This window comes from Pseudoalteromonas sp. Of7M-16 (genome assembly GCF_022347805.1).
In the GTDB taxonomy this organism is placed as follows: Bacteria; Pseudomonadota; Gammaproteobacteria; order Enterobacterales; family Alteromonadaceae; genus Pseudoalteromonas; species Pseudoalteromonas luteoviolacea_F.
On record NZ_JAKRFY010000015.1, the window covers coordinates 76,811 to 99,836 of the forward strand.

General features: G+C 41.8%; 25 protein-coding genes. 15 read left to right on the plus strand and 10 right to left on the minus strand.

The window, feature by feature from the left end; genetic code table 11:
* Positions 1 to 55: 55 nt before the first annotated feature.
* Both MHN81_RS15960 and MHN81_RS15965 read right to left on the minus strand, forming a co-directional pair.
* Complete coding sequence (locus MHN81_RS15960) at positions 56 to 1,582, minus strand: DUF3369 domain-containing protein (RefSeq protein WP_023399522.1); 1,527 nt, start codon at positions 1,580 to 1,582, stop codon at positions 56 to 58.
* Between the two features lie 57 nt (positions 1,583 to 1,639).
* The gene (locus MHN81_RS15965) at positions 1,640 to 2,038 is read right to left on the minus strand and encodes a DUF2721 domain-containing protein (protein ID WP_023399523.1); all 399 of its coding nucleotides are present in this window, start codon (positions 2,036 to 2,038) and stop codon (positions 1,640 to 1,642) included.
* A 35-nt stretch (positions 2,039 to 2,073) separates the two neighbouring features.
* On the opposite strand from MHN81_RS15965, the gene MHN81_RS15970 reads away from it, so the two are divergent.
* Genes MHN81_RS15970 through tsaD form a run of 3 tightly spaced genes read left to right on the plus strand, consistent with a single transcriptional unit; the run spans position 2,074 to position 4,057 of the window.
* Positions 2,074 to 2,433, plus strand: a complete 360-nt coding sequence (locus MHN81_RS15970) for a DUF2007 domain-containing protein (RefSeq protein WP_023399524.1) — start codon at positions 2,074 to 2,076, stop codon at positions 2,431 to 2,433.
* Complete coding sequence (locus MHN81_RS15975) at positions 2,417 to 3,016, plus strand: YjaG family protein (RefSeq protein ID WP_036976290.1); 600 nt, start codon at positions 2,417 to 2,419, stop codon at positions 3,014 to 3,016. The genes MHN81_RS15970 and MHN81_RS15975 overlap by 17 nt, the downstream gene beginning before the upstream one ends.
* A gap of 24 nt (positions 3,017 to 3,040) precedes the next feature.
* Positions 3,041 to 4,057 carry a tRNA (adenosine(37)-N6)-threonylcarbamoyltransferase complex transferase subunit TsaD gene (gene tsaD, locus MHN81_RS15980; RefSeq protein ID WP_023399526.1) on the plus strand — a complete coding sequence of 339 codons (1,017 nt, stop codon included), beginning with the start codon at positions 3,041 to 3,043 and terminating at the stop codon, positions 4,055 to 4,057.
* On the opposite strand, the gene plsY is transcribed toward tsaD, so the two are convergent.
* Positions 4,054 to 4,650, minus strand: a complete 597-nt coding sequence (gene plsY / locus MHN81_RS15985) for a glycerol-3-phosphate 1-O-acyltransferase PlsY (RefSeq protein ID WP_023399527.1) — start codon at positions 4,648 to 4,650, stop codon at positions 4,054 to 4,056. The genes tsaD and plsY overlap by 4 nt on opposite strands.
* A 104-nt stretch (positions 4,651 to 4,754) precedes the next feature.
* Between plsY and folB the strand changes: the two genes are divergently transcribed.
* The 3 genes from folB to MHN81_RS16000 are packed head-to-tail and all read left to right on the plus strand — an operon-like array spanning position 4,755 to position 6,395.
* Positions 4,755 to 5,105 carry a dihydroneopterin aldolase gene (folB, locus tag MHN81_RS15990; protein WP_239426197.1) on the plus strand — a complete coding sequence of 117 codons (351 nt, stop codon included), beginning with the start codon at positions 4,755 to 4,757 and terminating at the stop codon, positions 5,103 to 5,105.
* Position 5,106: 1 nt separating this feature from the next.
* Positions 5,107 to 5,586: a 2-amino-4-hydroxy-6-hydroxymethyldihydropteridine diphosphokinase gene (gene folK, locus MHN81_RS15995; RefSeq protein WP_239426198.1), complete on the plus strand. Its 480-nt coding sequence runs from the start codon at positions 5,107 to 5,109 to the stop codon at positions 5,584 to 5,586.
* Positions 5,587 to 5,591: 5 nt separating this feature from the next.
* On the plus strand, positions 5,592 to 6,395 hold the full coding sequence (locus MHN81_RS16000) for an undecaprenyl-diphosphate phosphatase (protein WP_023399530.1): 804 nt from the start codon (positions 5,592 to 5,594) through the stop codon (positions 6,393 to 6,395).
* Positions 6,396 to 6,427: 32 nt separating this feature from the next.
* On the opposite strand, the gene MHN81_RS16005 is transcribed toward MHN81_RS16000, so the two are convergent.
* The gene (locus tag MHN81_RS16005) at positions 6,428 to 6,970 is read right to left on the minus strand and encodes a GNAT family N-acetyltransferase (RefSeq protein WP_023399531.1); all 543 of its coding nucleotides are present in this window, start codon (positions 6,968 to 6,970) and stop codon (positions 6,428 to 6,430) included.
* A 68-nt stretch (positions 6,971 to 7,038) separates the two neighbouring features.
* On the opposite strand from MHN81_RS16005, the gene MHN81_RS16010 reads away from it, so the two are divergent.
* From MHN81_RS16010 to MHN81_RS16030, 5 genes are all read left to right on the plus strand, one after another.
* Positions 7,039 to 7,713 carry a DTW domain-containing protein gene (locus MHN81_RS16010; protein WP_036976298.1) on the plus strand — a complete coding sequence of 225 codons (675 nt, stop codon included), beginning with the start codon at positions 7,039 to 7,041 and terminating at the stop codon, positions 7,711 to 7,713.
* A gap of 711 nt (positions 7,714 to 8,424) precedes the next feature.
* Entirely contained in the window at positions 8,425 to 9,429 is a 1,005-nt protein-coding gene (locus MHN81_RS16015) for a Fe(3+) ABC transporter substrate-binding protein (RefSeq protein ID WP_023399533.1), read from the plus strand.
* The gene (locus tag MHN81_RS16020) at positions 9,429 to 11,060 is read left to right on the plus strand and encodes an iron ABC transporter permease (protein ID WP_023399534.1); all 1,632 of its coding nucleotides are present in this window, start codon (positions 9,429 to 9,431) and stop codon (positions 11,058 to 11,060) included. The genes MHN81_RS16015 and MHN81_RS16020 overlap by 1 nt, the downstream gene beginning before the upstream one ends.
* On the plus strand, positions 11,060 to 12,091 hold the full coding sequence (locus MHN81_RS16025) for an ABC transporter ATP-binding protein (RefSeq protein ID WP_023399535.1): 1,032 nt from the start codon (positions 11,060 to 11,062) through the stop codon (positions 12,089 to 12,091). The genes MHN81_RS16020 and MHN81_RS16025 overlap by 1 nt, the downstream gene beginning before the upstream one ends.
* A gap of 24 nt (positions 12,092 to 12,115) precedes the next feature.
* Entirely contained in the window at positions 12,116 to 13,045 is a 930-nt protein-coding gene (locus tag MHN81_RS16030) for a Dyp-type peroxidase (protein WP_023399536.1), read from the plus strand.
* A 3-nt stretch (positions 13,046 to 13,048) separates the two neighbouring features.
* On the opposite strand, the gene argR is transcribed toward MHN81_RS16030, so the two are convergent.
* Complete coding sequence (argR, locus tag MHN81_RS16035; protein WP_023399537.1) at positions 13,049 to 13,516, minus strand: transcriptional regulator ArgR; 468 nt, start codon at positions 13,514 to 13,516, stop codon at positions 13,049 to 13,051.
* Positions 13,517 to 13,757: 241 nt separating this feature from the next.
* Here argR and mdh point away from each other — a divergent pair, with 241 nt between their 5' ends.
* On the plus strand, positions 13,758 to 14,693 hold the full coding sequence (mdh, locus tag MHN81_RS16040) for a malate dehydrogenase (RefSeq protein WP_023399538.1): 936 nt from the start codon (positions 13,758 to 13,760) through the stop codon (positions 14,691 to 14,693).
* A 151-nt stretch (positions 14,694 to 14,844) separates the two neighbouring features.
* Here mdh and serA read toward each other — a convergent pair whose 3' ends face one another.
* The 5 genes from serA to MHN81_RS16065 form a co-directional block, all read right to left on the minus strand.
* Positions 14,845 to 16,074 (minus strand): phosphoglycerate dehydrogenase, encoded by a 1,230-nt coding sequence (gene serA / locus MHN81_RS16045; protein WP_023399539.1) that lies wholly within the window; start codon positions 16,072 to 16,074, stop codon positions 14,845 to 14,847.
* A gap of 12 nt (positions 16,075 to 16,086) precedes the next feature.
* Positions 16,087 to 16,740 (minus strand): ribose-5-phosphate isomerase RpiA, encoded by a 654-nt coding sequence (gene rpiA, locus MHN81_RS16050; protein ID WP_239426199.1) that lies wholly within the window; start codon positions 16,738 to 16,740, stop codon positions 16,087 to 16,089.
* Between the two features lie 109 nt (positions 16,741 to 16,849).
* Entirely contained in the window at positions 16,850 to 17,470 is a 621-nt protein-coding gene (locus MHN81_RS16055) for a 5-formyltetrahydrofolate cyclo-ligase (protein ID WP_239426200.1), read from the minus strand.
* A complete protein-coding gene (locus MHN81_RS16060; protein ID WP_239426201.1) occupies positions 17,470 to 18,012 on the minus strand; it encodes a hypothetical protein in 543 nt (180 codons plus the stop codon). The genes MHN81_RS16055 and MHN81_RS16060 overlap by 1 nt, the downstream gene beginning before the upstream one ends.
* 239 nt (positions 18,013 to 18,251) lie before the next feature.
* A complete protein-coding gene (locus tag MHN81_RS16065) occupies positions 18,252 to 19,775 on the minus strand; it encodes a carboxypeptidase C (cathepsin A) (protein ID WP_023399543.1) in 1,524 nt (507 codons plus the stop codon).
* 247 nt (positions 19,776 to 20,022) lie between these two features.
* On the opposite strand from MHN81_RS16065, the gene MHN81_RS16070 reads away from it, so the two are divergent.
* The 3 genes from MHN81_RS16070 to MHN81_RS16080 all read left to right on the plus strand — a co-directional run bounded on the left by MHN81_RS16070 (position 20,023) and on the right by MHN81_RS16080 (position 23,002).
* Positions 20,023 to 21,291 (plus strand): response regulator, encoded by a 1,269-nt coding sequence (locus tag MHN81_RS16070; protein ID WP_239426202.1) that lies wholly within the window; start codon positions 20,023 to 20,025, stop codon positions 21,289 to 21,291.
* Positions 21,292 to 21,423: 132 nt separating this feature from the next.
* On the plus strand, positions 21,424 to 21,762 hold the full coding sequence (locus MHN81_RS16075; RefSeq protein WP_023399545.1) for a P-II family nitrogen regulator: 339 nt from the start codon (positions 21,424 to 21,426) through the stop codon (positions 21,760 to 21,762).
* 10 nt (positions 21,763 to 21,772) lie between these two features.
* Complete coding sequence (locus MHN81_RS16080; protein ID WP_239426203.1) at positions 21,773 to 23,002, plus strand: ammonium transporter; 1,230 nt, start codon at positions 21,773 to 21,775, stop codon at positions 23,000 to 23,002.
* The last annotated feature ends 24 nt before the right edge of the window (positions 23,003 to 23,026 follow it).

A 23,026-nucleotide genomic window follows, 5' to 3' on the forward strand; every position in this document is an offset into this window, starting at 1 on the left:
TAATACAGATTAAGGAAACATCCAAGTGAATTTTTTACATTTCGCTTACAAAGTTTTAGTCGGGATAGGTATCCCTGATTAAAATGAATTGTTCCAGATTATTTATAAACAAATCAACTAATTTGGGATCAAATTGCTTAGATTTCTGCGATTTTATCTCTTCAAGCACTTTTTCGAGCGACCAAGCCTCTTTATAACAGCGTTTACTACCCAAAGCATCGAAAACATCGGCAATTGCAGTAATTCTTCCAACAATATCAATATCTTCTCCACTTAGACCACGAGGGTACCCTGTACCATCCCACTTTTCGTGATGCTGGTGAGCAATTGTTGCGCCACATTGCAATATTTCATTCGTTGATTTTTTCAATATGTCAAAACCCAACTGCGCATGAGTTTTCATTATTTCCCATTCATCATTGGTCAGCTTACCAGGTTTGTTTAATATGACATCGGGGATCCCGATTTTACCTATATCATGTAGCGGAGATGCCATCTTTATTATCTCAGAGCGATAGCTGTTAATGCCAGATAACTCCGCAAGTAACTTACTGTACATAGCGACACGCTTTACGTGAGAGCCTGTTTCCTTAGAGCGTTTTTCGACGGCTTCACCTAGGATATATGATAGCTCTCTTTGCGATTCTTTGACTGTTTCTCGTAACTTTATGTTGTCGTGAGCCAGTGCGATGTTATTGGCGAAAAACTCTAACAACTGGCAATCTGTACTTCGCAACGAACTCTCTTTACTGACGTATAGCATAGTCTCTAAGCCACCTTTAGAAGTAAAGTAGCCGACATACTCATTGCAAGACTTGCAAGAAGTTTTCCTGTTATGGGTTTCAATAAATAGGTTTTTGACGTTATTTGGTATTTTGTCAGAACTGGGCTCCACACCTTCTCCAGAAGCAGCTAAAAGCTTAAACTGAGAGCCAGCATCGGTTTGTTTATTTGTCGCCGCGGCACAATAAATCTCAGAGTCAGAAAGCCCCAATACCTGCGCAACATGTTCAAGTATTGTTGATGCAAAATCTTGCACATTATCACATTCCAAAAAGCTGGATGAAGCTGCAATGATCCTTTCCAGCCCTTTTTTGTGGAGTTCAATTGTCTGTATATCACGGTGTGAACGTAGTGCAGAGTACAGAAGGGTTTTTAGCTTTACAGCAGTCAATTCTGTTTTATTTTTGTAGTCATTGATATCGTAGTCACGAATAACAGATTCTTCAGGGGCTTCACCTGGTTGACCGGTTCTGAGAATCAAGCGGATATCGTGGTTTGCCATATCATTGCGAATAAACTTGATTAAGTCTAGGCCCGCATGGTTGCTTTCCATAACAACATCAATAAGCCCAACTGATATACTCGCTTGGTCTTCCAGTATCTCCATTGCTTGTTTGGCCGAGTATGCATGATGAAAACGTAAAGATTTGTCTTCAAACTTAAAGTCGGATAAAACCAACTTTGTTACTTGGTGAATGTCCTCTTCGTCGTCAACGACCAACACATCCCAAAAAGCACGCTCTTCGGGTTGTGAAGTTTCCTCTTTTAGATGCTCATTTGAAAAAAGAAAACCGCTCACACATGACCTACCTTCAGCTATTGATAATGTCAGTATAGTAAGGCCAATTCGAGTTGCTTACTCTTGTAGTGGCTTTTTTTCAATATTATTTAGCTCAATCTCTATTGCATCGCACGAAATATGAATTTCGTACAAGGACAACATGAGAGATCCGATCAGGCAGCACAAACTGACTCCAAATAAGATGATCCCTAGCAAGTTAATGTCGATGAACAAAGCAAACATCGAAAGTGTGCAAAGAATAAATGAGAACACGCCCCATACTTGCATTAAGCGAATTAGTTTGATGCGTTTTTTTAAATTATTGATTTGCTGAACAACGAGCGGGCGCAAAGTGTCACCTTCTCTCGCATTTAACTCGCGAATTAGCTGAGCGAGTACTAAAAAGCGATTAGTATAAGCGAGCAACAACAATGAAATAGCGGGAAATAATAACCCAGGTGTGGTAAGCGTCATAGAGCTCTTCCAATTTACACACTACAATATTGTTTATGATAGCAAAATTAGCATTGAGTGCGATGGTTAATGAATTAGATAAATGGTGCTGTGTTTTTAGCACCGATAATATGATTGAGGCACACCTTGTAAATGGCCTTTTACACCAAGCCCGTATTAAAACGACAATGCAAGGAGAAGCACTATCTTCCACTTTAGGCGAACTGCCTTTTGCAGATAACACCATTAAGATCTTCGTACCGGCGATAAAGTTGCCCCTTGGCGAAGAAATCTTGGTAAACTATCACCAGAAAAAATCAAAATTAGATTGGCAGTGTCGATATTGCAATGAGCTGAATGGCTCAGCTTTTGAATATTGCTGGCATTGTGGAAATGAGTATGAGCAAAGCAAATAACTTTCAGCGCATTCGTGAGTTGAACTATTTACAAAAAGCAGCACTAGCCGCTGCTATTTTGGAAAGAATGACGCCAAACTATGGCTTATTTAGTGAAGCAACGGGGTTTGGTGATGAGCAGGTGTTTAGAAATGCCCTGAATCTGTGCTGGGAAAAATTACTACTGCCAAAAAGTAAAATTAGTCTAGAAAAGCAAATCGAAAAAATTGAACCTAATGTACCTGAATTATCAGATTTTGACATGTTTGGTACTTACCCCGCGATTGATATGGCAACAGCGCTTCTTGGTTTTATTCAAGGTATTATGACCAAAGATGAAATTGAGTTTGTTAATGTTGCAAAAATCTCTCAGGCAACGGTCGCAAGGTATATTGAGTTTTTGTTAGCGCAAGAAGATATCATGCCGGATAATAAACTCGTCAGAGAGCATCCATTGATGCAGTATGAAATCGAGGTTTTAGGTGAGTTAATCGATTTTGTTGAAGGGATGGGACGAATTTCCTCTGAAACAATCAAGCAATTAAAAGCGCAAGCGATCATCGATGGCCAAACCAATATTGGTTTAGCGATTGAGCGTGAATAGTAAAAAATGTAGTGGAGAACAAGGTTGCGTATTTTAGGTATTGAATCTTCTTGTGATGAAACTGGTATTGCAATTTATGATGATGAGCAGGGGTTACTCGCACATCAATTATATAGTCAGGTAAAGGTACATGCGGATTATGGTGGTGTCGTGCCTGAGCTTGCTTCTCGGGATCATGTTCGCAAAACTATTCCGCTGATTGAAGCTGCGTTTAAACAAGCTGGGTGTGGCCCGGATTCATTAGACGGAATTGCATATACGGCGGGCCCAGGGTTAGTTGGTGCACTTCTTGTTGGTACGTCTATTGGGCGTTCTTTGGCATTTGGCTGGAATATTCCCGCGGTGGCAGTACACCATATGGAAGGCCATTTACTCGCGCCTATGTTGGAAGAAGAAAAGCCTGAATTTCCATTTGTGGCACTGCTCGTCTCAGGTGGTCATACCATGATGGTTAAAGTTGCTGGAATAGGTGAGTATGAAATCTTAGGCGAGTCGGTGGATGATGCGGCTGGGGAAGCATTTGATAAAACGGCTAAGCTACTGGGACTGGATTATCCTGGAGGTCCTCTTTTAGCAAAACTAGCTACACAGGGCACAGCTGATAGGTTTGTATTTCCAAGGCCAATGACTGATAGGCCCGGTTTAGACTTTAGTTTCAGCGGTCTTAAAACGGCAGCGGCAAACACCATTAAAAATGAAGGTGATGATTTACAGACTAAGGCCGATATTGCTCACGCTTTTCAAAGTGCCGTGATTGATACGCTAGCAATTAAGTGCAAACGAGCCCTAAAACAAACGGGTATAAAGCGACTGGTTATTGCCGGTGGTGTGAGCGCAAATGTGGAGTTGAGAACCAAGCTTGAACGTATGATGCAAGGGATGAAAGGACGGGTCTATTACCCTCGTACTGAGTTTTGCACAGATAATGGTGCGATGATAGCCTTTGCAGGTATGCAACGTCTGAAAGCTGGCCATACAGCCCCTTTAGATATGAAAACACAGCCCCGCTGGCCGTTGGATAGTTTGCCGGCAATCTCTTAATCTTTTTTAGGCGTTTTCTTACCGACTTTAGGCTCCTTTCCTTGCAGGAGCCTAGTTATGTTTGCTCGATGTCTGAAGATAATCAAAACGGTTAAAAAAGCAACTGGTAATGTATATTGGGGCTTAATGAACCATGTATAAAAAGGTGCTGTAATAACTGTGACTATGGCAGCAAGAGAAGAGTAGCGAAACGCCCAAAGTACAAGCAGCCAGGTTAAAATAAGCAGTCCAGCTAATGACACGCCGATCGGCAATAGTGCACCAAATGCAGTGGCTACCGCCTTACCACCGTTGAAGTGAAAAAAAATCGGGTAAATGTGGCCAAGGCAAGCACTGACAGCAACCGCACCAAGCCAAACTGGCTCAATGTTTAAAAAGTAAGCGCCCCAAACAGGAATAGTCCCTTTTAATACATCAAAAATAAGTACAAGTGCTGCGGGGAGTTTACCGCCTATACGCAAAACGTTAGTGGCTCCAGGGTTATTGGAGCCAGAAAAGCGAGGATCGGGTAGCCTAAACATCCTCGAAATCAAAATCGCAGAGGAAATCGATCCAAATAAATAAGCACAAATACACATTAATATGACTAACACAAGCTTCCTTATTTTTTATTGCTTTGTTTTGGGCTATGATCGCGATTCTTTTTACCCGGCCTAAATTATTGCGCCGACCCATATTAGTCATGCTAGGAGTATACATGGACAAGGTCTATATCTCGCAACTGCACGTCGAGACCATAATAGGAGTTTACGACTTTGAGAAAGAAAGTAAACAGAGCCTTTATTTTGATATTGAAATGTCTACAGATATTACCCCAGCAGCGCAGACTGATGACATCAACCTTGCAGTTGATTACGCAAAGGTAAGTGAACGTGTAATCACTTTATCAGAAACAACACAAGTAGAGCTTTTAGAAACGTTATTGGAAAAGTTAGCTGCAATGATATTAGCTGAGTTTTCAGTGAGTGATGTTCGAATTAAAGTCAGTAAACCTGCTGCGGTCACACAGGCTAAGACTGTCGGCATTGAAATTTATCGGAAAAAGTAGCATGGCAGAAATATACATTAGCATTGGCTCCAATGTTGATAGAGAACGACATTTTAAAAATGGGCTTGCGGCTCTGATAGATCATTTTCCCAGTTACAAACACTCCAATGTATATGAGAGTGAGCCTGTAGGTTTTAATGGTCGGAATTTCTATAACTCAGTATTTGCAGCAAACACCAAAATGGGTGTAGAAGAAGTTTGCAAATTACTAAAGCAAATCGAGCGTGATAATGGTCGAACGCCTGGAGATAAGAAATTCAGCCCACGAACTTTGGATTTGGATCTGCTGTTGTATGATGACCTAATTTGCGATCAGCCCGCTCAGTTGCCGCGGGATGAGATCTCTAAGAATGCATTTGTATTGTTGCCATTATCCGAAGTCGGTGGTCATGTCACACTACCAACAACTGGTGAAAGCATATCTTCTCTATGGGAGAATTATCATAATCCAAACCAAAAACTATGGAAAGTGGAGCTGTAACTGTTATGAGTATTATTGAAATTATTGTTTTAGCATTAATTCAGGGTCTAACTGAGTTTTTGCCAATATCAAGTTCAGCACACTTGATATTACCTTCACAAGTATTTGGGTGGCAGGATCAAGGTCTTGCTTTTGATGTGGCCGTTCATGTCGGTACGTTATTCGCGGTCATTATTTACTTCCGAAAAGAAGTCGCAGAGATCCTTACCGCCTGGTTTAAATCATTTGGCAGTCAGGGGACAACAGATGATAGTAAGCTGGGGTGGTTTATTTTGCTCGCGACTTTACCTTCACTGCTCATTGGCTATTTTGCGAAAGATTTTGTGGAAGAATACTCGCGAAATGCATGGATCATAGCGGGCACAACTATCGGTTTTGGTTTGTTACTTTGGTATGCCGATAAAACGGCCAAACAAATAAAAACGATTTATCAAATAAACTGGTTTATGGCGCTGTGTATTGGTTTGTCTCAAGTCATCGCGATGTTGCTGCCCGGAACGTCACGTTCAGGGATCACAATGACGATAGGATTGATGATGGGCCTTAACAAGCAAAGTGCAGCACGTTTTTCTTTTTTAATGTCAATCCCAGTTATTGCCGCTGCAGGCAGTTATTTGACCTATAAGCTACTCTCAGAGGGAGATGAGTTTAATGTCTCAGACATTGTGACTGGTGCAGTTCTGTCATTTTTCGCAGCTTATGCATGTATTCACTTTTTCTTAAAGGTCATCGAGAAAATGGGTATGTTGCCGTTCGTTATCTATAGATTGGCGCTTGGCGCTTTCTTAGTTATTTATTTATCAATGTAAAAGATAGAGCGGGGGTCCCCGCTCTTTTTTCCTCAAGTAATGAGTGGTTTTTCATAGACGACAACTTCCGCGCTCCCTAGTGGGTCGCTATGAACGGTAGTCGTAACGTATTCTAAGCCTATTTTTTTCATAATCTTTATCGATCCGCTATTGTCTTCGAGTGCAATCGCCGTCAACTTGTTTGCACAGTGGTGCTCGGCTAGCGCGCCAGCGATCTGCATTGCGGCTTCTGTAGCGTAACCCCTTCCCCAACTTGATTGCATAAACCGCCAGCCTATCTCTAAGTTAGAGTCATCTCTGTGCTCAGTAAAAAAGTCCATTGGGCGTACCAAAATCCAACCGATAAATTCATTGTTATCTGTTAAGAAGCAGCCCCATAACCCCCAGCCTTTGTCTACATTGGTGAACTGATTGAGTCGGGGTATGAAGATAGTGTCTATATCTTCTTGGGAAGTGACCTTGCCACCGTTGATGAACTGCATCACTTTTGGGTCTTGGTCCAGTCTAAAGAGTAATTGACTATCGGCAGGGGTGAGGAGCCGATACTTAAGTCTGTTTGATTGATTAACCTTCATAATAAATGCTTTATCCTTTTATTGTCAGACTTGGTACAATGGCCTGTCGTTTTATATGGGAGATTATTTTGGGCAATTCTGTATTGGCACTGCGCACGCAGCAAATTTCTGAATCGAAAAGAGAGTTTAAAGCTCGTGGCTCTAAGCTTGCTCGTTGCGAGACATGTTTATTAGCTGAACCTTTGTGTATCTGTGCCGGGGTGAAGCAAGCTCAGTGCTCCAGTGCTGTATGTTTATTAATGTATCACAACGAGAGCTTTAAACCATCCAATACAGGGCGTTTGATCGCGGATATTGTGCCTGATAATCATGCTTTTAGGTGGGACAGAACCGAGCCAGATAGCGCTTTAATTGCTCTATTAGAAAACCCACAATATCAACCTATCATTGTTTTTCCCAAAGACAATGTCGAGCCTCAACGCCTGATTAAAAAAGTGCACCGCGAAGCGACAAAAAAACCACTATATATTTTTCTAGACGGTACTTGGCGCGAAGCAAAAAAAATGTTCAGAAAAAGCCCTTATCTTGACAAGTTTCCCGTGTTGTCAATATCACCACAGAGTATGTCTAACTATAAGTTAAGAGTTGCCCCCCATGAACATCAGTTGGGCACAGCTGAGGTAGCATGTATCGTTTTGGCCGAAAATGGTGAATCTGAAGCCGCTGAGAATCTCACCGAGCACTTTATAGATTTTAGAGATGCGTATTTAAGAGGGAAGCGTAGTAAGTTCATTGAAGCTTAAAGCAAACACGAAGATAGCGCGACTCTTTCGAGCCGCGCTTGACGGAATCTTCTAAACAGCATCCTGCTATGTTGAATAACTCAACTCCCTAATTCATTTCCATACAATTCGCTTGGTGTTTTGGTTCTGCGAATTATTGCGCATCCTGCACATATCCACTTGGGTTTTCCTAACCCCATCCAAAGTTGCATCAAAACATCCAATGTTTGATATTACCCTGCAATCATTCCTTATGGGCTGCTCCATTACCCTATCCAATTCCATTAAGTCCTGACATCCTGATTTTGTGAACATCCTTACTTAAATATTTGCGTCCTGCAAATACATCATAATCCTAGTTCCATACTCCATAAAGGGATCCATTCCATGTGGTGCTTACCACATCCTTTTTCCTTGCGACGTCTCTCCCTTAAAGACAGTTACAGTATATGCTGCTTTGAGCTATTAAACATTGGCTTGAAGATTATGAAAAAAGGTCTATGTTCTATTTAATAATTAAAAATTATTAAATAACAATAGGTTCCTAATTTGAGGGCAGTTAAATCTAGTGTAGATTACTCGATTTCTACATACAGAGTGAGACATATCTTACATATAAATTGTCTTTATACGGCAATAATAATTTGAGTCACTCACCTCAGTGGGATGTAATTTATGTATAATCGCGTTAGAATCAGTTGATAATAATAATTGTTTGGATTTGGAGCCTTCATGAAACGAGCTATCGCCACAATATTGACCGCTATGACCTGCATGCCAGCCTTCGCAGCGGATGAAGTAAACATCTATTCATTTCGCCAACCTTTTTTAATACAGCCTATCTTGGATGATTTTACTAAGCAAACAGGGATTAAAACTAATGTTGTTTTTGCAAAAAAAGGCTTGATTGAGCGTGTGAAACGTGAAGGAAAGCACTCTCGTGCGGATTTGGTTTTGACTTCTAACTTTAGCGCAATGATCCAACTGGAAGACTTAGGTCTCACGCAAAAAATTGCCAGTAAAACGGTTGAGGGCAATATTCCAGCTTCATTTAGAGATCCTCAAGGGCAGTGGGTCGCTTTGACTAAGCGAGTGCGCAATGTCTACTCGTCCAAGTCGCGTTTAGGAAAATTGGAATCTCTTAGCTACGAAGAATTGGCGGATCCTAAATTTAAAGGAAAAATTTGCACTCGCTCTGGTAAGCATCCATACAACTTAGGTCTTGTTGCATCAATGATTGCTCACCACGGTGAAGCCCAAACAAAAGAGTGGTTAGTTGGCGTGAAAAACAACTTGGCCCGTAAGCCCCAGGGTAATGACCGTGCACAAGTTAAAGCAGTGAAAGAAGGCCTGTGTGATGTTGCACTGGGTAACAGCTACTACTTTGGTAAAATGATGACAGATGACAAACAAAAGTCTTGGGCTGACTCTGTTTACATCAACTTCCCTAACCAAAAAAATCGCGGCTCTCATTTAAATGTGTCAGGCGTGGTCTTAACCAAGTATGCAAAAAATAAAGAAAATGCCTTGAAACTCATAGAGTTTATGACGGACAATAAGGCTCAAAACATGTATGCATCGACGAATATGGAATATCCGGTTAAACCGGGCGTCGAATTATCTAAAATGGTAGCGTCATGGGGAGCGTTTAAGGAAGACAGCTTGCCACTTGCTGAAATTAGTAAATACCGTCCATTAGCGCTTAAGCTAATCGATGAGGTAAAATTTGACCTTTAATGCAGCTAAAAAATAAACTGTCGAATTGGCAGATAACAGCGTGGGTGATAGGTATTTGCCTGTCCACCCCGCTGGCGTTTCTCATTTTTGAATCATTACAAGGAGAGTCGGAAGTATTCTCACACCTGTGGAATACAGTTCTATGGGACTATATCAGCAATACAGTTTGGCTTATTGCCGGTGTGCTTCTACTCAGTGCGCTGATCGCGCTACCTCTTGGTTGGTTGACCGCCTATTGCCATTTTCCCGGCAAACGAATCTTTGAGTGGGCATTGATGCTGCCACTTGCGATGCCGACCTATATTATCGCTTATGTTTATACCGATATGCTCGATTATGCAGGCCCAGTGCAAATCTTTTTAAGAGATTGGTTTGGATGGTCAAGTCCTGACGACTATTGGTTTTTTGATATACGTACCTTGCCAGGTGCTATTGTCATGATAGCTCTCGTTCTTTACCCTTATTTATATTTGATTTTTAAAACAGCTTTGAGAGAGCAGTCTTTTAAGCTTGTGCAAGCGAGTCAATTAATGGGGTTATCCCCATTTCAGAGCTTTTTAAAAGTCAGTTTGCCTTTGTCTCGAGGAGCCATCGTTGCCGCACTTGCGTTGATCAGTATGGAGACCATGGCTGACTTCGCAACTGTACACTATTTTGCTGTAAGCACGTTAACAACAGCCGTATATGATACTTGGCTTGGCTATTATTCCCTTACCGCCGCTGCGAAAATATCAGGCATTATGTTGCTGTTTTTGTTCGTCGCCTTGACCTTAGAAAAAATGAGCCGCAAAAGTAATGTGGTGCATGAACGCCAAAGCAGCGTTAACGATACGAGTTTATACGAACTCAGTGGTAAAAGTGGGTGGCTAGCCACCACGTTTTGTAGCTTAGTTTTAATATTGGCGTTTTTTATTCCTGTAGGTGTACTGTTTTCTTATGCCATAGACTATTTCGATCAAGCTTGGAATGACGCGTTTTTTAATTATGCATGGCAAAGTCTAAAAATTAGTTTTTACGTCAGTATTATCGCTATCTTACTCAGTATTCTAGTGGTTTTTTATCAAAGAGTGGGCGACCAAAAGTCAAAAGGAGTACCTGGAAAAGTAGCAAGTATGGGCTATGCCTTACCTGGCACTGTTTTGGCAATTGCCGTATTACTTCCGCTAACTTTATTTGATGACTATCTAAATCAATGGTTTAGTGGCACAAGCTTTGAGCCGGGTCTACTACTGAGCGGTACTATTTTTGCTATGGTATTTGCTTATGTGGTGCGTTTTTATGCGATTGCACATGGTGCTGTAGAGGCTAGTTTTGTTCGGATTAGTCCAAGCATCGATATGGCCAGTGCATCGCTAGGTAAAAACAATTTACAAACACTTGGTCGCGTTCATATACCATTGCTTAAGCGAGGCATCCTCACTGCTGGGTTATTGGTCTTTATTGAGTGCATGAAAGAATTACCAGCGGCACTGTTACTCAGACCATTTAATTTTGAAACCTTAGCGACACATGTGTTTCAGTTTGTCAGCGATGAGCAATTGGAACTCGCTTCTATTTCGGCGTTGTTTATAGTGCTGGTTGGATTAATTCCCCTTTATTTAGTGAATCGCTCAATGGAGCAACAAACATAATGCACAGTCTTTCAATTGAATCATTGCAATATAGCTATGACGGACACGCCGTTATAGACAACCTTGATCTGCAAGTAAAAGAGAATGAAATTGTCTGTTTACTGGGTGCCAGTGGCTGCGGTAAAACCACCACTTTGAAGGCAATCGCTGGTTTGATCAGGCCGCAAAATGGTGTGATACGTATTGGCCAAAAACAGGTGAATGGGGATAGGGAATTTGTCGCACCGCAGCATCGTAATGTGGGCATGATGTTTCAGGATTATGCGCTGTTTCCACACTTGACGGTTGCGCAAAACGTTGCGTTTGGTTTGCGTAAACTAAGCCGAGTCGAAAAACAATCTCGTGTAGATGAAATGCTTGAGCTTGTGCACTTGGGGGCGTATGCAAAGCGCTTTCCTCACGAACTCTCTGGTGGCCAACAGCAACGTGTCGCAATAGCCAGAGCGTTGGCTTATAGGCCTAGCCTTTTACTGTTAGATGAGCCTTTTTCTAACATAGATGCGCAAGTAAGATTTCAGTTGATCAGTGATATACGCAGTATTATTAAAGATCAAAAAGTATCGGCGATTTTTGTCAGTCACTCTAAAGATGAGGCTTTTGCTTTTTCGGACCGTCTCGCGATTATGCATCAGGGTAAAATTGCGCAGCTAGGTTGTCCAACCGAGCTATTTCAACAACCGAAGAATCAGATTGTGGCAGAGTTTTTAGGGCGAGGAATATACCTGGACGCGACACATTCTGGAAATGGCTCTTTCCAAACTCAATTTGGACTGGTTGACTCTTTAACACAACAACAAAATGCTCAAAATAAAGGGAAAATCTTTGTTAGGCCGAGCCATATTGAATTATACAATACCGACAGTGGTGAGATAAAAGTAAATCAAGAAAGGTTTGTAGGCACAGAATATTTATACGCCATCGAGCTTCAAGGACAGCAATTGGAAATTGCTAAGCCAGCTGACAACCCTTTAGATTTGTCTAAACCTATCTCTTTAAAAATTAAGCCTCATGCGGTAAATTTCTTTTCTTAGAACGAATAACGATAGGGAAAAGGTATGGCCCAGCCGCAATCGGGGATCTGTGCAGAGGCAAACTTGCATGGCTTACATTTATTCTTCAATGTACTTGAAGGGCAAGATGAAGCTGTACGAGAGGCGCTTGCGCAGGCAGGGCGACTCCAAGATGAGTTGAGCGACAGGTTTTCAGAGTCTATGCTGAGTAGCTTTGTTGCTATTGGCGCCCAGTACTGGCCGCATATATACCCTGAGTTTATTCCGCCTGAATTAAAGAGTTTTCCGCATATTAAATCTGCAGATCATCTCATTCATAGCCAGCCATTTGATCTACTTTACGTGATCCGTTCTGATAGAGAAGATGTAAATCATTTATTTGCTCAAAGTGTGTTACACATGCTTTCAGGCAGTGTAGAGCTTGTTGCTCATGTCCGAGGGTTTCGCTTTTTAGATGGCCGCAACTTCAATGGTTTTATTTACGCCAGTGAGTCGCCTCATGGTCGCTTTAAACGCAAAGTGGCTTTAGTTGATAACCCTAATGGCATGGATCATCAAGGCAGCTATATCCATATTCAAAGAGTTAAGTTCGATTTGGCGCGGTGGCAGCAACTCGCGATTGCTGAGCAAGAGGCATTGATGGGGCGTACGCGCTTAGACAATAATTTAATTGAGCCCCGAGTTGCATTTAGTCACGCAAGTCGCGCTGAGCTTAAGGATGCACAAGGTCTGGTATTATTGCTTGATCAAAGTATGCCATTTGGTGATGTGTTTGAGCAGGGCAGTATCAACCTAAGTTGTGCAGCCCATGGTAACGCATTTGAAACCGTATTGATGAGTCGATTTGGCTTATTGTCGGGGCATGATTGCTACGATCCACTTTTGGATTACTCTGAAGCGGATATGGGGGCCTCTTTTTTTGCACCATCTTTGCAGTTTTTATCTGAGATGGCGCAAATCATGAGTGATGACTAGGCCTTACACATTATCAAATAAGGTTTTTACTTTTTCTAATGTTGCATCTATCTCAGAGACTTTTGCTGGTGCAATGAAAATTGTGTCATCGCCAGCTATTGTGCCAAGTACACCGTCTGCACTGCCCAAAGAGTCTAGCAAGCGAGCGATTAGCTGAGCGGCTCCAGGACTGGTTCTGATTATGATCATCATTTCATTGTGCATGATGTCAATGACTAGCTGTCGCAGGGGGCTCTTCGCTGTAGGTACGCCCATTTCTGCAGGAAGGCAATAAACCATTTCTTGTTTGGCATTTCTTGTTCGGACTGCACCAAATTTACTCAGCATTCTAGACACTTTACTTTGGCTGATATTGTCAAAGCCTTGATCTTTTAGCGCATCAACGATTTCGCCTTGAGAACCGAAGTTTTCCTCTCTTAAAAGTGCTTTAAAGGCTTTCACTAAGGCTTCTTGTTTGTCTTGCGCTTGCATATACATCTCTTCTTTCAATTTTGGTTGCCCGATTTTACACAAATCATCTCAGTTACCCAAATTTTCACGCTGGAGTTATTTTCATGGAGTATCGTAAAGACAAATTGCAACAAGTTGTGTCTTGTTTACAACTATAGTCGAAAAAATCTCGAAAATAATGCGGATTAATTTGTCTTTACCCGCGCTTTTCATTATCTTTACTGCACACTAAATTCTTACCTTCAATATATGGAGAATTATAATGAAAGTTGCTGTATTAGGTGCCGCTGGTGGTATCGGTCAAGCGTTGTCACTTCTGCTTAAAAACGGTTTACCTGCGGGCTCTGAGCTAGCACTATATGATGTTGCACCGGTTGTTCCTGGTGTTGCCGTTGATCTTTCTCACATCCCAACAGCTGTTAATGTAGCTGGCTACGGAAAAGACGATTTAGACCCAGCACTAGCTGGTGCTGATATTGTATTGATCCCTGCTGGTATGCCACGTAAGCCTGGCATGGACCGTGCGGATCTGTTCAATGTAAACGCGAGTATCGTTAGAACTCTAGCTGAAGGTATCGTAAAGAACTGTCCTAAAGCGTTCGTTGGCATCATCACAAACCCTGTAAATGGCACTGTGCCAATTGTACGTGAAGTATTCAAAAAAGCAGGCACTTATGATGCTGCACGCGTATTCGGTGTAACAACTCTTGATGTTATCCGTGCTGAAACTTTCATCGCTGAGCTAAAAGGCCTAGACGTTTCTGAAGTTAAAGTGCCGGTTATCGGTGGTCACTCAGGTACTACTATCCTACCTCTACTTTCTCAAGTAGAAGGTGTTGAGTTCACTGACGAAGAAGTTGCTTCTCTTACTACACGTATCCAAAATGCAGGTACTGAAGTTGTTGAAGCTAAAGCGGGTGGTGGTTCTGCAACGCTTTCTATGGGTGCAGCAGCAGCGCGTTTTTGTTTCTCACTTGTTAAAGGTCTACAAGGCGAAGAGAACGTATTTGAGTACGCTTATGTTGAAGGTAACACAGGCGACGCAGAATTCTTCGCACAGCCTATCCGCCTTGGTAAAAATGGTGTAGAAGAGCTACTACCTTACGGTGAGCTAAGTGCATTTGAGCAAAAAGCAAAAGACGATATGCTTGCTACGCTTGAAAAAGACATCAAAGAAGGTGTTGATTTCATGGCTTAATGCCAAGTTATCATGCTGAGTATAAAAGCTGCTTCTTAAGCAGCTTTTTTGTTTTTGGTGAGCCGGTGTGACACGGTCAAGTGCCTCTTTGGTCACCCATAAAAAAACCGACAACTTGCCGGCTTTTCTTTAAGTAAATATAGGTTTTTAATTAGTGAAGGATACGTGCTCTTATCGTACCCTCAACAGCACTAAGTTCTTTTAAAGCGACCTCAGAATGGTCACTATCCACATCAATAACAACATAACCTATACAGTCATCTGTTTGTAGGTACTGTGCAGCGATATTTATTCCGTGTTGCGCAAACGCTTGGTTGATCTGAGTCAGTACGCCTGGTCTGTTTTCATGAACATGTAATAAGCGGCTGCGATTTGACAGTTCAGGCAGAGATACTTCAGGAAAGTTCACTGCGGTTACTGTCGAACCATTGTCAGAATATTTGGCTAGCTTTCCAGCAACTTCAATACCAATATTCTCTTGGGCTTCTTGTGTTGAGCCTCCAACATGCGGCGTAAGGATAACATTGTCAAACTCTCTGAGAGGAGAGGTGAACTCTTCATCGTTTGATTTAGGCTCTACAGGGAACACATCGATGGCGGCGCCAGCGAGTTTTTCATGTTGTAGTGCCTCTGCCAACGCGTCAATATCTACGACGGTTCCGCGCGACGCGTTGATTAAAATAGCGCCTTGCTTCATCACTTCAATTTCAGCCATGCCAATAAGGTTTTTAGTCTGCGGAGTTTCTGGGACATGTAAACTGATCACGTCTGCACGTTGTAATAGCTGAGTTAAGTTCTGCACCTGTTGTGCGTTACCTAGCGTGAGCTTGTCCTCGATGTCATAAAACTCTACTTTCATGCCAATATTTTCGGCCATGATCCCCAACTGGGTGCCGATATGGCCGTACCCAATGATGCCTAAGGTTTTACCTCGTGCTTCAAATGATCCAATGGCAGATTTGAACCACTGGCCACGGTGTGCCATGGCATTACGTTTTGGAATTCCGCGAAGTAGTAACAGAATTTCACCTAACACTAATTCAGCAACTGAACGAGTATTTGAAAACGGTGCATTAAAGACCGCAATGCCAAGCCGCTTAGCTGCCTCTAAGTTCACTTGATTGGTGCCGATGCAAAAACAACCCACGGCAACAAGCTTTTCAGCGGCATTTAGGACTGCTTCATTTAGGTGCGTTCGCGAGCGTATACCGACAAAATGAACATGCTTAATACGCTCAATTAATTCACTTTCAGGTAACGATGTCTTAAGGTATTCGATATTGCTATACCCATTGCGCTTCAATGTTTCAACCGCACTTTGATGCACGCCTTCTAACAATAAAATTTTAATCTTATCTTTTGACAAAGATACCTTACTCATGACTCATTCCTATTACCTAGTTTGTGGACCTTTTGGTGTCCCTGTTATTACGGTGTTTGCTCCTCTATGGGCAAATAGTCCATTTGTGACAACACCGACGATTTGGTTAATTTGTTCTTCAAGTGCTTTTGGATCTGTAATATTTAATCCGTGAACATCTAAAATGACGTTGCCATTATCTGTGATCACACCTTGGCGATAGACAGGATCTCCACCAAGTTTAAGAAGTTCTCTGGCTACATAGCTACGCGCCATTGGGATAACTTCAACAGGCAGTGGAAAATTGCCTAATGTGTCAACATGTTTGCTTTCGTCGACAATACAAACAAATTTGTTGGCAACTGCCGCAACGATTTTTTCACGAGTTAATGCCGCACCGCCGCCTTTAATCATATGACCGTGCTCGTTAATTTCATCGGCACCATCAACATAGACGTCAAGTTGGGCTACATCATTTAATTCAAATACTTCAATACCGAGTGCTTTGAGCTTTTCAGTTGAGGCTTCTGAACTAGAGACTGCACCTTTTATTTCATCATTAATGCTTCCAAGTGCGTCTATAAAATGATTAACCGTGGAGCCTGTACCTACACCGACAATTGTATTTTCTTTTACATGTTCGAGGGCTGCCCACGCGGCTGCTTTTTTCATTTCATCTTGTGTCATAACGTAATCACTTTGTTGTCTTTAATTGAGCTGAGATTATACGCTTAAACACTCGAGTTGTATGACTATAAATTGCATACATAGCACTATTTTTAGCAACGGCAGTAAATTAGCCCCATTGGTAATATTGAGTCGGCGTCAATATCGCAGGAAGAGGAACGTCCCAAGCTTCAATTGGTAATTGACTGACTTTTTGGCAATCATGAGCAAGTCCAACCAAACGAGGCTTTGTCCAACCTTGGTTATAATATGTTGCCAAGGTTCTGTCGTAATAACCGCCCCCCATACCTAACCTGTTTCCTTGTTCGTCAAATGCGACCAATGGCATGAGTAAGAAATCAAGTTGATCAATTGGGCAAATTTCACTGCAATTCAATTTAGGTTCTAAGATAGCATAGCGGTTTTGAGTCATGGTTGAGTTTTTTTCATACCTTTGGAATAGCAAAGTCTTGCCGCTAAAAGGGTGTATAACGGGTAAAAAAACAGCGATATTTTTATCCCAAAGTGATTGAATTAAAAGGTTTGTTTTAAGCTCGCCATCATTTGCAAGGTACACCCCAATTGCGGTGTTTTTTGCTGGGTTTATATGTTGAAAAAAACTAATATTTAGAGAGGATTCAGCTTGAGTTTGAAAATTTTCATCTAGAGACTTTCTTCGTTTTCGTACTTCAATTCGAATATTTTTTCTTAACTCAGAACTTTCTACGTTTGAACTTGAATTTTTTTGCATTAGAACTTCACCATCTCTGGGAAAGCGAGGCTGAAACCAAGTACGATGAGCAATATAAATAAAATAACTAACAGTGTATAAAGTAGCTTTTTAGATTTGGGCTTGGGCTTAGTTTCTAAGTCAAGCTCATCGAACAGCTCGTCGCTTTGCCAGTGTTCGTCATCTTTTTCGTCAATACTTTTCGCTTGTACATCTATCCGTTGTTCTAGCTCTTCTAATTTTTCTTCAATGCGGATCAGGCTACTGGTTATGTAATCAAGAGCTTCAAAGACGCGTTCGTTGGCTGCAGTATCGACTTGTGCTGTGCTAGTTGCACTATTTTGTAGCGGCTGTACTTTGCTTTGAAATCCGTAAATTGCTAGCAGCTTAGCTTGTTTCAAACATTTGTTCTTATCAGCGGCGCCAAAGAGTGGTTTGCCCTGTGTAAACGCGACAATTTTTTCTTTCGACACGCCTAATTTTACAGCGAGACTCTCCATAGCATTTTGGCTATCGGTATCAGCATTAAACCCTACAAAGACAACTCTAAATTGGTCACTCATATATGATCCTATTTTCGTTCTAATATGAAGAGTATACCCAAAAAGTTATCGGAAGCATTGAATTAATCCGTTGAAGTTGGAGGCGGCGATCAATGTGAGCAAGGGAATTGTTGTAAAGGCAAATTATTCTGTAGAGAGAGGAGGGGGGTTTAGCGCGAAGGGCCATCTAAGTTTAAAAGAACAGAGTACTTCGCACCTTGATATGGTGTGAAAGCAACGCCCTCACACCATTGACGATATTAGTACTTCGCAGGCTGCCCAGCTTTAGGTGTTGCCTTTAAGATGAAATCTCTTAAGTCTTGATTTGATAATTTAAGGTCTTCATAACGCAAATACATCATATGACCTGAGCGGTAACCTTTAAAGCTTAAACGCTCTTGCATTTTGCCGCTTGGATCTAAATGCCATAAATTGTATTTACCATCAAAATAGTTAGTGGCACCGTCGTAATATCCAGACTGCACCATAACATGTAGATAAGGGTTTTGTGCCATTGCTAAGCGCAAACGTTCACCCACGTTATTTTTGGTTCTATCCCAAGGACGCACTGGACCAAACATATTGTATTTGATGTCAGTTTTATAATTTAGCTCTTGGCGGAAATAATGATTAATTGCTGGCGTGAATGAATGCAACCAAGACGTTAGCTCTGGCCAGTAATCAGGTATGTCACCAGCGGCACGTTTGTCTATGCCCAGGTAGCGTGAATCTAGTCGGCCGACCGTAAATTCTCTCTCGCGAAGAAGCTCTTTCCAAAACGCGGAATTTGGAATGTCCAAGTTATTTTGTGCGACAAATAGCTCAGATAAACCCGCATACTTGGCAACTTGAGTGATCACGGATTGTTTCTCTTGTGCGCTGATCATGGCACCTTTGGCCAAGGCTGGTAAATAGTGGTTCAGTGTATAAGCTTCGACCTCTTCTAGCAGTTCAAGTAGGTCTTTATTTTGCAGCTCCTCGCTGAGAGCTTTATGGTACCATGCAGTGGCGGCGAAATACGGCAAGCGATTTGCTGCTTTTACAGGTCCGTCTCGCTTAATACCAATATCGGTAGGAGAGACCAAAATAACCCCATTTAAGTACATCCATTGCTTATTTTGCAGCTCATGAGCCAGTCCAGCAACACGTGTCGTACCGTAACTTTCTCCGATCAAAAACTTAGGCGATAGCGCTCTGTCATGGCGGTTGATAAAAGTATTTAGCCAAGTTGCAAGGTATTTGACATCAGCGTTGACTCCAAAAAACTGCTTTTTTTGCAATTCTTTACTTGGCATTTTTCCGTTGCCGTCAGGTAGCATTCTTGAATACCCAGTATTGACAGGGTTTACAAATACGATGTCGGTTGTGTCTAACACCGAGTATGGATTATCTCTAAGCCCGTAGGGTTGAACAGGGAAGCCTTCATCATCGATTTTTAATACTCTAGGTCCGGTATATGCGATGTGCATCCATACAGATGCTGAGCCTGGGCCACCATTAAATGAGATAAGGAGTGGGCGCTTAGAAAGATCTTTGACCTTATCTTTTTTGTAATAAGTATAGTGTAGTGAGGCGATTGGGTTGCCTTCATTGTCCCATAGTGGTTGCGTACCAGTTGAGACCGTATAATTTAGGCGTGTGCCATTTATCGTTGCTTTATGCTTTGTGGTAATTTGATGATCAATATCAAAACTTAATTTTTCAGCTTGTTTAACATTGGCAGCACTGGCTGCGCTAATGCAAAGCAACAATAGACCTGATATTATTTTAGGTACAGCGGTCATGGTAATCCTCAAAATTCACTAATAGTGTCCATTTAATGCTTTTTTTACGCTGAATTCAAAGTGAATGAGACTAAATAGCAATATTCGCAGCCTATTACAATTTGTTTACCAATTAGGGGCGATGCAGGTTTTTTTTGTCACAAAAATCGCGTATATTTCACCCTTATGTCTGTAGTATTAAAGTATTTAGCCCTGTTAAATTCTTGTGTAACTACATCTCTCATTGCAGTCACTAGAGAAAGCTTCCATGCAAAAAGTATTAATTGTTGAAGATAGTAAGGTTGTTCAACAGATCTTACGCCATTTGGCATCACAACATTTAAATGTCGATATAGACTTTGCTTGGTCACTCAAGGAAAGTAAAGCATTACTAAAAAGCAACCGCTACACCTTGGCCTTGGTCGATCTAACTTTACCTGATGCGATGGACGCAGAGGTGGTGCAGTTAACTTTGAGCCACAATGTACCCACAGTCGTACTGACATCAAAAATTGATGAATATAGCCGCCAACAGATGCTCGAAATGGGCGTGGTCGATTATGTGATTAAGGATAATCGTGATTCCTACTTGTATGCGATTAAACTCGTCAGTCGATTGTTAAGAAATCAGGGCTGTAAAGCACTCATTGCCGATGACTCAATGATCAGTCGAGCAGTAATGAGGCAAATGTTAGAAAAGCAGCTATTTACAGTTTTTGAAGCGCAAGATGGTGAGCAAGCGCTTACTATGCTAAAAGCTGAGCATGAAATTAAACTCCTACTTACCGATTATGCTATGCCAACGATGGATGGTTTTGAATTGGTCAAAGCGGTGCGTAATTTCCGGGGGCGTGATGACCTTGCGATTGTAGGGTTGTCTGGTGCTGGAACTCACGGCCTTTCTGCTAAGTTTATTAAATATGGTGCCAATGATTTTTTAATGAAACCTTTTATGAACGAAGAGTTTCATTGCCGAGTAATGCAAACAATGGAGCAATTAAATTTAATTGCTGATATTAAAGATTATGCTCATCGAGATTATCTCACAGGCTTATATAACCGCCGTTATTTCTGCCAACAAATGGATAAATTGCTTAAAACAGGTTTACAACATAGCTGTTTAGCCTTGCTAGACTTGGACCTGTTTAAAGAAATCAATGATAAATACGGTCATTTAGGTGGGGATAGTATCCTTACCCAAGTTGCTCAGCTGTTGACGGATTCATTCTCAGATAGCCTCGTTTCACGAGTCGGTGGAGAGGAGTTTGCTGTGTTGTTAGCTGAGCAAGATATACAGAAGGCAAAAGCTGCGTTTGATGGCTTCCGAAGAAAGTTTGCCAAGAACATTTTCTCCATAGATGAACACAAGTTACATTGCACTGTAAGTATAGGTATCGCAAGATGTGAATTTCCCACGTTGAGTGAGGTAATGCGTCACGCTGATAAAGCTTTGTATCAAGCAAAAGCACAAGGCCGCAATAGTGCAGTTGGTGCCTGCACCAAATCAAATCAAATACTGGAAGAGTGCACCACCTAAGTGCACTTTTTGCAATTCCCCATCTCATTTCAAGTTTTATCTCATTGATTAATAAAAATTAATTTTATTGGCACAAAGGTTGGATTGTGAATTCCATCAACAACAGGAATCACACTCCTCTGGAGGTCAACGATGAAAATGATAAGTGCGATTATCAAGCCATTTAAATTGGATGAAGTTCGCGAGGCGCTCGCCGAATTAGGTATTGAAGGCATGACGGTTGTCGATGTCAAAGGGTTTGGCAGACAACGAGGCCACACTGAGTTATATCGAGGTGCTGAGTATCAAGTCGACTTTATTCCAAAAATAAAACTCGAAATAGCAACACACAGTGAAAATTGTCAGCGAGTTGTAGATACGTTAACACAAGCAGCCAATACCGGAAAAATCGGCGATGGTAAAATTTTTGTGTATGACCTAGAGCAAATAGTGCGGATCCGTACTGGCGAATTAGACGAAGAAGCAATTTGAGAGGCAACTGATGGACAACACAATTATAGAATTACAATTCTCGCTCAACACGTTTTACTTCTTGATATCGGGCGTTTTAGTGATGTGGATGGCTGCGGGGTTTGCCATGTTAGAGGCGGGATTGGTCAGATCAAAAAATACCACCGAAATTTTAACCAAGAATATCGCATTGTATGCGATCGCTTGCACCATGTATTTGTTGATTGGTTATAACATTATGTATGTAGGAAATTCAGAAGGTGGATTTGTCCCAAGTTTTGGAGCATTGATTGGCGAAGCCTCAGCGGATGCGGATCATGCACTAGAGTCTGATTTTTTCTTTCAGGTAGTTTTTGTAGCCACGGCTATGTCTATTGTCTCAGGCGCAGTTGCCGAACGGATGAAGCTATGGGCGTTTTTATTGTTTACCGTGGTATTGACTGGTGTTATTTATCCAATTCAAGGTTATTGGAGTTGGGGAGCTGGATTTTTATCTGAACTGGGTTTTGTTGACTTTGCTGGTTCGGCAATTGTTCATGGCGCGGGGGCTGCGGCTGCACTTGCAGGAGTTTTGCTATTGGGAGCGAGAAAAGGAAAGTATGGTAAGCACGGTGAAATATACCCGATCCCTGGTTCTAATTTACCACTAGCAACACTCGGTACCTTTATTTTATGGATGGGGTGGTTTGGCTTTAACGGAGGGTCTCAGTTGTTTATAGCAGACAAAGAAAACGCCATTGCGGTGAGTCAGATCATGCTCAATACCAATGCTGCCGCTGCTGCAGGCGCGATATCAGCACTACTAGTATGCAAAATTATGTGGAAAAAAGCGGATTTAACGATGATTTTAAATGGTGCACTGGCTGGGTTGGTGAGTATTACCGCGGAGCCTGCCTCTCCAACACCGCTTTTAGCATGTATCATAGGTGCACTGGGTGGCAGTTTGGTGGTGTTCAGTATCGTTACATTGGATAAATTTAAAATTGATGATCCGGTCGGTGCTATTTCTGTTCATGGTGTATGTGGATGCTTAGGGGTAATGATGGTGCCATTTTCAAATGACGAAGCCAATTTTGTATCTCAGTTAATTGGTCTCATGTCCATTCTCGGTTTTGTGTTTGTTACCTCTTATTTGGTCTGGGCGCTTTTGAAAAAGACCATGGGGATCCGAGTTAGCGAAGAAGAGGAACTCAGTGGTATGGACCAGCATGACTGCGGGGTTGACGCGTATCCAGAGTTTGTCACGATACGTAACCACTAGCAGTTAAAAAGATTAAAAAAGCAG